This is a genomic window from Bacteroidota bacterium (assembly GCA_030017895.1).
Lineage (GTDB): Bacteria > Bacteroidota > Ignavibacteria > UBA10030 > BY39 > JASEGV01.
Genome location: JASEGV010000088.1, coordinates 1296 through 10596, shown reverse-complemented (window position 1 = coordinate 10596; position 9301 = coordinate 1296). Strand labels below are relative to the sequence as shown.

At 39.3% G+C, this 9301-nt stretch carries 9 protein-coding genes; 8 read left to right on the top strand and 1 reads right to left on the bottom strand.

What is annotated here, in order from left to right:
- Positions 1 to 363 precede the first annotated feature (363 nt).
- From glgA to QME58_12675, 8 genes are all read left to right on the top strand, one after another.
- Complete coding sequence (gene glgA / locus QME58_12710) at positions 364 to 1848, top strand: glycogen synthase GlgA (protein ID MDI6804683.1); 1485 nt, start codon at positions 364 to 366, stop codon at positions 1846 to 1848.
- A gap of 10 nt (positions 1849 to 1858) precedes the next feature.
- Complete coding sequence (gene gmhB, locus QME58_12705; GenBank protein MDI6804682.1) at positions 1859 to 2434, top strand: D-glycero-beta-D-manno-heptose 1,7-bisphosphate 7-phosphatase; 576 nt, start codon at positions 1859 to 1861, stop codon at positions 2432 to 2434.
- Between the two features lie 14 nt (positions 2435 to 2448).
- Positions 2449 to 3582, top strand: coding sequence for a DNRLRE domain-containing protein (locus QME58_12700; protein ID MDI6804681.1), 1134 nt, complete (start codon positions 2449 to 2451; stop codon positions 3580 to 3582).
- Between the two features lie 4 nt (positions 3583 to 3586).
- Complete coding sequence (locus tag QME58_12695) at positions 3587 to 4816, top strand: hypothetical protein (GenBank protein ID MDI6804680.1); 1230 nt, start codon at positions 3587 to 3589, stop codon at positions 4814 to 4816.
- Positions 4817 to 4819: 3 nt separating this feature from the next.
- A complete protein-coding gene (gene rpiB, locus QME58_12690) occupies positions 4820 to 5260 on the top strand; it encodes a ribose 5-phosphate isomerase B (protein ID MDI6804679.1) in 441 nt (146 codons plus the stop codon).
- A gap of 231 nt (positions 5261 to 5491) precedes the next feature.
- The gene (glyA, locus tag QME58_12685) at positions 5492 to 6796 is read left to right on the top strand and encodes a serine hydroxymethyltransferase (protein MDI6804678.1); all 1305 of its coding nucleotides are present in this window, start codon (positions 5492 to 5494) and stop codon (positions 6794 to 6796) included.
- Positions 6786 to 7574 carry a twin-arginine translocase subunit TatC gene (tatC, locus tag QME58_12680; protein ID MDI6804677.1) on the top strand — a complete coding sequence of 263 codons (789 nt, stop codon included), beginning with the start codon at positions 6786 to 6788 and terminating at the stop codon, positions 7572 to 7574. The genes glyA and tatC overlap by 11 nt, the downstream gene beginning before the upstream one ends.
- An 8-nt stretch (positions 7575 to 7582) precedes the next feature.
- Positions 7583 to 8554: a polyprenyl synthetase family protein gene (locus QME58_12675; GenBank protein ID MDI6804676.1), complete on the top strand. Its 972-nt coding sequence runs from the start codon at positions 7583 to 7585 to the stop codon at positions 8552 to 8554.
- Here QME58_12675 and QME58_12670 read toward each other — a convergent pair whose 3' ends face one another.
- Positions 8555 to 9055 carry a universal stress protein gene (locus tag QME58_12670; GenBank protein ID MDI6804675.1) on the bottom strand — a complete coding sequence of 167 codons (501 nt, stop codon included), beginning with the start codon at positions 9053 to 9055 and terminating at the stop codon, positions 8555 to 8557.
- Positions 9056 to 9301: the final 246 nt, after the last annotated feature.

The window sequence follows — 9301 nt, the reverse complement described above, 5'->3', positions numbered from 1 at the left end:
AAATATACGTAAAATATTTTTTCTACAAAATTCGGCGAGTTTCTAGAGATGCCCTTAAGTCATCGAAAACAAGTTCCTTAATACGCACAATAAATTCAGAGTTGATCAGAGACAGATTCAAAATCGACACGGCTCCAATGTATCAGGGTGCGGTTCAGCTATATAAGTTTTATTGCGCTGAAGAAAGATGTACAGAGTGTGAGGTTGGAAAACAGGTGCAAATCATTGATTGAAAATTGAATCCGCAATGCTTACAACAGTTGAATTCTGATTTCAATTCATTTGTTTCTCTCCCTCAAAATTTGTAACTTGGAATCAAATTTATGTTGAATTTATTCAATTTTACAAATTTTCGGACTGAAAATGCCTAATAAACTTAATATACTCTTTACATCAAGTGAGGTTGAACCGTTTGCAAAAACAGGAGGTTTAGCCGATGTATCCGGATCACTCCCTAAAGAAATTAGAAAACTGAGCGGCGATATACGAATTTTTCTTCCACATTACAGCACAATCGACTCGGCTAAATATAATATTGAAGACTTGCCGAACTCCGAATTTGAAGTTCAAATCGGCAGCAATACAATTATAGGAAAAATTAAACTTACTTCTCTCAATGTGAATGGAAAACAGCTCCCCGTCTATTTTATTCACAACGAAAATTATTTTGACAGAGGCGGTCTGTATGTTAATCCACTGAATAATTTTGATTATGAAGATAATTTTGAACGGTTTATTTTCTTTTCGCGCGGAGTTCTTGAAGCAACAAAAATAATCGGCTGGCATCCGGATATTATCCATACCAACGATTGGCAAACAGGTTTAATACCTCTCTATCTGAAAACACTTTATGATAACGATTCATTCTTTGCAAATACAAAAACTGTTTTCACAATTCACAATTTAGCTTATCAAGGAATTTTTGAAAAGAGTGAATTTTCCAAAACCGGTTTACCGTGGGATGTTTTCAAGATTGATGGGATAGAGTTTTATGACAAAATAAATTTGATGAAAGCCGGCATCATTTATTCAGATGCTATAACGACCGTGAGCAAGAATTATGCGAAGGAGATATGTTCCTCAGTCGTATTCGGTTACGGACTCGAAGGTGTGTTAGCAGAACGTAAATCGAATTTGTTTGGGATTTTGAACGGTGTCGATTATTCGGTTTGGAGTCCTTTGAACGATGATTTTATTCCACAAAAATATTCAGGCAGAAATATCGGCAAGAAGTTGGTAAATAAAAAATCTTTACTTGAAAAATATGGATTGTCGTTCAACGAAAACATTCCTGTTATCGGAATGATATCGCGCCTCGCCGATCAAAAAGGGCTTGACTTAATTGAAGCTGCCTCGGATGAATTGCTGCGGCTCGATTTGCAATTAGTTTTTTTGGGTGCTGGCGATGAAAAATATCAACTATTTTTAGAACGTCTTAAAGAAAGAAATCCCGAAAAAATCGGTCTATCAATCGGATTCAGTAACGAACTTGCACACATGATAGAAGCCGGCAGCGATATGTATTTAATGCCATCGCGATACGAACCTTGCGGACTTAACCAGATGTACAGCTTGAAATACGGAACAGTGCCAATAGTTCGTGCAACCGGCGGATTGGAAGACAGCATCGAGCAGTATAATTCTGAAATCAAATCGGGAACCGGATTCAAGTTTTTTGATTACGACAAGAACGAGCTTTGCAAAACAATTCGTTTTGCCTTGGAAGTTTTCAGCGACAAGAAAAGCTGGCTTCAAATTATGAAGAACGGAATGAAGCAAGATTTTTCGTGGAAAGTTTCGGCGAAAAAATATATGCAATTATACACGAGCCTGATTCCCGGAAGCTAATTTTTTGATAATGAGCAACATCGGAATATTTTTAGACCGCGACGGCACAATAAACGAAGAGCTTGAGTTTATTTCGTCCCCCGACGAGGTAATTTTGATTCCCGGTTCGGCTGAAGCTATAAAGGAAGCAAACAAGTTAGGATTAAAAGTTTTTGTGATCACTAATCAATCGGGCATTGCACGCGGTTTGATAAAAGGAGACGAGTTGGCTGCGGTTCACAACTCCTTGGTCGAGTTATTGAGCAAAGAGGGTGCACATTTGGATGCGATTTATTTCTGTCCGCACCATCCCGAATACGGCGAGGCGCAGTATCGTGTAGAATGCGACTGCCGCAAACCGAACACAGGAATGCTGAAACAAGCTGAGGCTGAGTTCGGTATCGATTTGAAACAGTCCTTCGTTATCGGCGATAGAATTGTTGATGTAAAAGCCGCACACTCTGTCGGAGCGAAATCAATTCTTGTTTTAACAGGCTATGGCAAAAATCAGATCGATGAAATTCAATCTCAAAATATTTATGTAGATTACATTGCAAAAAATTTATACGATGCAATGCAATTTGTAAAATCTAAAATTCAATCATAAACAAAACTACTCAAATGAAAAATTTTCTGTTATTGTTAATTACTTCCTTTTTAATATTCGGATGTTCGGACGATCCCTCTTCGATTGGTGAAAAATTACTTCCCGATCAAGATCACCTACAAACTAACGCGTTCAACACGAACGCCTCCTATTCGTTCTTTTACGGAATCAATGCGAGTAATAATTCAAGCACATTGCTGCTTGGTAAATATGTCGGAGCCGAAGCAAATATGCTTTTACAGTTTGGAATTGGTATAATAGATACAAGTATCGCTGATTCGATTTTATCTGCCGAAATAAAAATGTTTCAAAATTACTCCACACCCGATACGGTTGGCAATCTTAATTTTAAATTTCACAAAATGGATTACTCGTGGACCGACTATACATTTACAGTCGATACTTTGAAGGCTAAAGGTGTTGGAGCCTTTATCACTGATATTTCAAAAGAGGTTAGAACACGCGACACGCTGCCAGTAACATTTCAAATTCCATTAAGCATTGTGCAGAATTGGCTTAAGGGGGCCACGAATAACGGAATTATTTTCATCCCGAAACCTGATATGCAAAATATTTTCGGATTCCATTCATACTACTTAGGTGATTTAGATGATAAACGACCGCAGTTGATAGTAACTTACCGGAAAACTTCCGACACATCCGATAAAACTCTTATTTTCAAAACCTCACAAGATGCAACAGTTTTTTCGGGCGCTCCCCCCGCATCAACTTCTGAATTGTTATATGTTCAAGGCGGATTAATTAATAGAGGGAAGCTATACTTTAAAGTTGATTCTATTCCCCGAAGCAGCACAATCACTCAGGCATTTTTGACCGTTAAAATTGATACTACACTTTCAAAGTTCAGCCAATTTTCCGATAGACAATTTCTCGTTCATGAAATAACAACTCAAGATTCTATTCCAAGATTAGGTTCACTAACGGCATCCAACAAACCAACTGCCGATTCAATCGTGATAGACGTTCGCAGGATTGTGCAAAAATGGGCTGCCGGAAAAAGCAATTTCGGAGTTGCATTAAGAACATTCAATGAATTCACCGAGTTCGAACGATTCGCAGTCTTCGGTTTTAATGCCGTAGAAACAAAAAGACCAAAGCTGACAATTCAATACACATACTTACCATAAACTTATGAATACGAAAAATTTTATTTATTTATTTTTTATCCTCCTCTCGTTTAATCAACTGATTGCCGGCACCGGCGGTTCTACTTATTCACGTTACGGCATTGGCGATTTGCAATATAACGGTAACACATCAACACGAGGGATGGGCGGAACTGCAATTGCAAGTTTAAGCCCTTTCAGTTCAAACAGATTAAATCCGGCCGGCTGGACTCAAATTAACCGAACACGATTTTCTGCAGATTTATTCTATCAGGGCATCTCAATTGACGATGGAAAACAGAAATCGTTTCTCAGCGGAATAAATTATTACGGTTTCGATTTTGCAGTCCCTGTTTCCGATACAAACGGAATCGTTATTGCAGCGGGACTTCTTCCCTACAGCAAAGTTGATTACAATATAGTTACAAAAGGGAGCTTCAACAATTTCAATTACGATTTAACTTATATCGGTGAAGGTGGTTTATCTGCTGCATATATCGGAGGTTCATATTCGCCAATACCTCAACTTCATATCGGCTTAAAGTTCAATTATCTCTTCGGGAACATCAATCACCAAATAAATCAAATTTTTGCTTCTGGCGAAGCGACGAGTTTCGATCTTCATCGTGTTCAAAAACTTTTTGGCATAAATGGAACAGCCGGCATTATTTACAGTGGGTTAAATGATGTTAATATTGGATTTTTGATTTCTACTCCATCTAATCTTACAGCCGAACTTAACAGATATTATAATTACAAGGACGGCGGTAATATTATCACGCGCGATTCGATTTTGTTTGAAGAAAATAATTTTAAAATACCTTTAGCAGTAGGGTTAGGAGTTTCATACACAACAAACAGTCGCTACCATTTCGCGGCGGATTTCTATACTCAGGATTGGAGTAAAACAGAAATGCTGCGCGATATGTCCGGTACATTAAAAAAGAATCAGCGTATTAGCGCAGGAGCTGAGTTATTACCAGTGTCGGGCACAAAAGTTTCGGATTTTGACAGAGTCGGTTTGCGATTTGGCTTTTTTCAAAACCAAACCTATTATCTTGTACAGAACCAAAAGATAAACGAACTTGGATTTACAGCGGGTATCGATTTTCCGATTTTTGGTGAAACCCGTTTAGCAGTTGCTTTCGATTACTCTACTCGTGGAACAACCAGTTTACAAAAGGATAATATTTATCGGATTTCATTCGGAATTAACGGCGCTGAACTTTGGTTTTTAAGACCCGTAGAGGAATAGCAGATGAATATCGCAATCGCAAGCGACCACGCTGGATACGAGTATAAGGAAAAACTGAAAATATTTTTAAAAGAGATTAGATTCGATTCTGAAGATTTAGGAACGAATTCCACCGAGTCTGTGGATTATCCTGACTATGCAATTACACTTGCCAAAAAAGTATCTTCCGGTGAATTCACTCAAGGAATTTTGATATGCGGAACCGGAATCGGAATGTCGATTGCAGCAAACAAGATAACCGGTGTTCGTGCCGCAGTTTGCGAATCGGTTGAAGCTGCAAAATATTCGCGTCTGCACAACAATGCGAATGTACTTTGTCTTGGTGCGCGAATTACGCCATTGGATAAAGCGAAAGAAATTGTGAAAGTTTTTTTAGAAACTGAATTTGAAGGTGGACGCCACGCAAGTAGAATTGAGAAGATACACAGGTTGACTGGATTTTAACAAAGGAAACAAAATTTTTCACTCGGCGGGTGCTCGAGTGTGGTTGTCCAATAAGTCCGAATGCCTCGCACATTGAGCTTATGAAAATGTGAAAGTGAGCTGGAATGAGAATTCAACGGGTTGATGCAGGAAAACTAAATTTGGGTGCTCTCGATACCTCCCGTCTTCGGTCAGCCGACGGAAGACGGGAGACTCGAGCACCCGCCTAAATTGATAACTAACGTTAACGCTATGAAAAATATTTTACAACAAGACCCCGAAATTTTTAAAACACTTAAAAACGAAACTCACCGTCAGAATACCAAATTGGAGCTGATCGCTTCCGAAAACTTTGTAAGTTTAGCGGTTATGGAAGCGATGGGTTCGGTAATGACTAACAAATACGCCGAGGGATATCCAGGAAAGCGATATTATGGAGGATGCGAATTTGTTGATGCTGCTGAAGATTTAGCACGCAACCGGGCGAAACAATTATTCGGCGCTGAATACGCCAATGTTCAACCACACTCCGGCTCACAGGCAAATATGGCAGTATATTTTACTTTCTTAAAACCGGGCGACAAAGTTGTAGGTATGAACCTTTCGCACGGCGGACATCTAACACACGGTTCGCCTGTAAATTTTTCGGGACAACTCTACAAATTCTCGGCTTATGGAGTCAACAAGGATACAGGATTTATAGACTATAATGAAGTTGAGACAATTGTTCTTCGTGAAAAACCGAAAATGATAACCGTGGGTGCGAGCGCCTACTCACGCAACATAGATTACAAAGCATTCCGTGAAATTGCAGATAAGGTCGGCGCCTTTTTATTTGCCGACATTGCACATCCTGCCGGATTGATTGCAAAAAAACTTTTGAACGACCCACTCCCCCATTGCCATGTTGTAACATCGACGACACATAAAACTTTGCGTGGACCTCGCGGCGGATTAATTTTAATTGGCAAAGATTATGAAAACCCTTTTGGGGCGGTAGCTCCGAAATCGGGGAGAATCAAAATGATGTCGGAGTTAATCGACTCGATGGTGATCCCCGGTATTCAAGGCGGTCCGCTGATGCACGTAATTGCTGCAAAAGCTGTTGGCTTCCTAGAAAACTTGCAACCTGAATTTGATACTTATGCAAAGCAAGTTATTAAAAATGCACAGGCACTCGCAAACAAACTTATCAGTATGGGATATTACATAATATCGAACGGTACCGATAATCATTTAATGCTTGTAGATTTAAGGAATAAAAATCTTACAGGCAAAGACGCACAGGAAGCACTGGACCGGTCGGGCATTACTGTAAATAAAAACGCAGTCCCATTTGATGATAAGAGTCCCTTGATAACAAGCGGTATTCGAATTGGAACACCCGCAGTTACAACCAGAAATATGAAAGAACCCGAAATGGAAATCATCGCCGAATTGATTAACAAGGTTCTTACTAACATCGGTAACCAAAAAATTTATGGCGAGGTTGAACAGGAAGTAGAAAAACTTTGCAGCAGGTTTCCTCTCTACCCGGAATTAAGCAGTGGTAAATAATCAAAACACCGGAACGACTCACCCCGGAAACGAAATGACTTTCCTCGATCATCTTGAGGAACTCCGATGGCGGATAATAAAAGTTTTCATCGGAATTGTTTTGGGCGCAATAATATGCTGGACGTTTATCGATTGGCTTGTCGATGGAATTTTACTAACCCCTGTAAAAAATGTAAATGCACAAAACCCAGGCGGTCCTCAAATTATTTTGCAAAACTTGAAACCGTTCGGACAAATTCTTTTGTATATGGAAATCGGTATCATAGGCGGGCTCATCATCAGTTTACCAAATCTGTTTTACCAATTTTGGAAATTTATTGCACCAGGACTTCTTCCCAAAGAACGAAGATATATTTCGCGGATAGTTGCATTCTCAACATTTTGTTTTTTAGCCGGAGTGGCTTTCGCCTATTTTCTTATGTTGCCTGTAGCTTTAAAGTTTTTTGCAGGTTTTGGATCGCCGCAAATCGAAAACAATATTGCAATTACTGAATACATGAGTTTTGTTGTGAGTATGATGTTAGGCGCCGGGGTCGTTTTCGAATTGCCGATGATTTCCTGGTTCCTGGCAAAATTGGGCATACTAACTCCCACGTTTATGCGCCGCTACCGCCGGCACGCAATAATAATAATTTTGATTCTCGCTGCAATTTTAACACCGGGCACTGATCCTATTAGTCAAATCTTGCTTGCTATCCCTTTATTGATTCTTTATGAAATAAGTATATGGATTGCAAAAATTGCAAGCAAGCCCAAAATTAATTTAGAAACTAAATAAAATTTTTTATGGATATAAAATCACTCTCCAAGCCGATTGAAGAAGATTTAAAAATTTTTAATAAACAATTTCGCGAGGCGATACGCTCGGATATCAGCTATGTAGATTTAATTACACGCTACATCGTCAGGCAAAAGGGGAAACAAATCAGACCATTTCTTGTTTTACATACTGCAAAAATGTGCGGTAAAATTTACGAGAGCACTTACCGGGGCGCGGCATTGGTTGAAATACTTCACACTGCAACTTTAATTCACGACGACGTCGTGGACGATGCCGATACTCGCCGGGGATTTGCTTCCATCAATGCTGTTTGGAAAAATAAAATCGCTGTTTTGGTGGGCGATTATCTTTTAGCAAAGGGATTACTTTTATCGCTCGACAATCGCGACCATGAGTTTTTAAAAATAATTTCACAATCTGTTAGAAAGATGAGCGAAGCTGAAATTTTACAAATTGTAAAAAGCCGTCAGCTCGATATGGATGAGAAAACTTATTTGAAAATAATTTCAGGTAAAACCGCATCACTCTTATCAACCTGCACTGAAATTGGAGCGGTGAGCAACGAAGTAGGTATTGAGCAACGGAAGCTACTTCGTGAGTTTGGTGAAAATTTAGGATTCGCATTTCAAATACGCGATGATTTGTTAGACTTTATAGGAAAGAAGAGCATAACAGGCAAACCTACCGGAAAAGATTTGATTGAAAAGAAATTAACTTTACCTCTGATACATGCAATCGAAAATGCCCCTCGTAAACAGTCAGCAGCGGTCTTGCGATTAATAAAGAAGGGTGTAAAACGGAAAGACCTCGAGACAATTTTAGAATTTGTTGAGAGCTATAACGGAATTACTTACTCGGAAGAAAAAGCAAAACAATACGCTGAAATAGCTTTCTCGAAAATAAAAGCTTTCCCCGAATCACCCAGTAAAGAATCGTTGGAAAAATTTCTCTCTTTCGTTGTAGAAAGAATAAAGTAATTATACTTCGGTAACGAATTCGTGTTCGGGTGTTCGAATACTTAAAACCGGACATGGAGCTTTTCGAACAACCTTTTCAGCAGTGCTGCCAAAAATAATGTGTTCAACTCCGGTATGTCCGTGCGTTGCAATGATTATTAAATCTACTTCTTCCTCTTTTGCTACCCTGTTAATTTCTACAAACGGTTTACCTGTTTCGACTCGGGTGCGTGCCTGAACGATTCCCTGAATTTCTTTCTCGGCAAGTTTATCTAACTCTGTTTTCCCACGTTTATAAATTTCTGCTTCCATACTCGGAAACCCTACTTGACCAAAACTGAAATCTGCCGGATAAATGGTCGGTTCAACAACATAAACGAGTATTATTTCGGCACCGAACTGCTTCGCAAACGGAACTGCGTATTTAAGAGCATTCTTTGAAAAATCAGAAAAATCGATTGGAACGAGGATTTTCTTGAGATTAATAATCTGTTTTGTATGATGAGATTCTGTGTTTAACATTGTAATCACCTTTCATTTAGTTCCTGTTGAAATATGAGAAAAAAGAATTTTAAAGTCAAACAATATCTGTATGTAGCGGGACTGCTTCACTTCGTTCCGCAGAACATCAGACCCTTCACTTCGTTCAGGGCAAGTTTTCGGAGTGAGTCCGTCCTCTGACGGACGAACGGAGATCCCGCTCCCAACTTTGTGCAAGCTGAGAAGGAGCGGGACAATTTTCCGCTTATAGCGGAATCCGATTCAAAC

Bases quoted from the DNA above. Each gene is read 5' to 3' on its own strand.
- QME58_12695 (MDI6804680.1), top strand. From the start codon at position 3,587: ATGAATACGAAAAATTTTATTTATTTATTTTTTATCCTCCTCTCGTTT.
- QME58_12670 (MDI6804675.1), bottom strand. From the start codon at position 9,055: ATGTTAAACACAGAATCTCATCATACAAAACAGATTATTAATCTCAAG.
- QME58_12700 (MDI6804681.1), top strand. From the start codon at position 2,449: ATGAAAAATTTTCTGTTATTGTTAATTACTTCCTTTTTAATATTCGGA.
- glgA (MDI6804683.1), top strand. From the start codon at position 364: ATGCCTAATAAACTTAATATACTCTTTACATCAAGTGAGGTTGAACCG.
- glyA (MDI6804678.1), top strand. From the start codon at position 5,492: ATGAAAAATATTTTACAACAAGACCCCGAAATTTTTAAAACACTTAAA.
- rpiB (MDI6804679.1), top strand. From the start codon at position 4,820: ATGAATATCGCAATCGCAAGCGACCACGCTGGATACGAGTATAAGGAA.
- QME58_12675 (MDI6804676.1), top strand. From the start codon at position 7,583: ATGGATATAAAATCACTCTCCAAGCCGATTGAAGAAGATTTAAAAATT.
- gmhB (MDI6804682.1), top strand. From the start codon at position 1,859: ATGAGCAACATCGGAATATTTTTAGACCGCGACGGCACAATAAACGAA.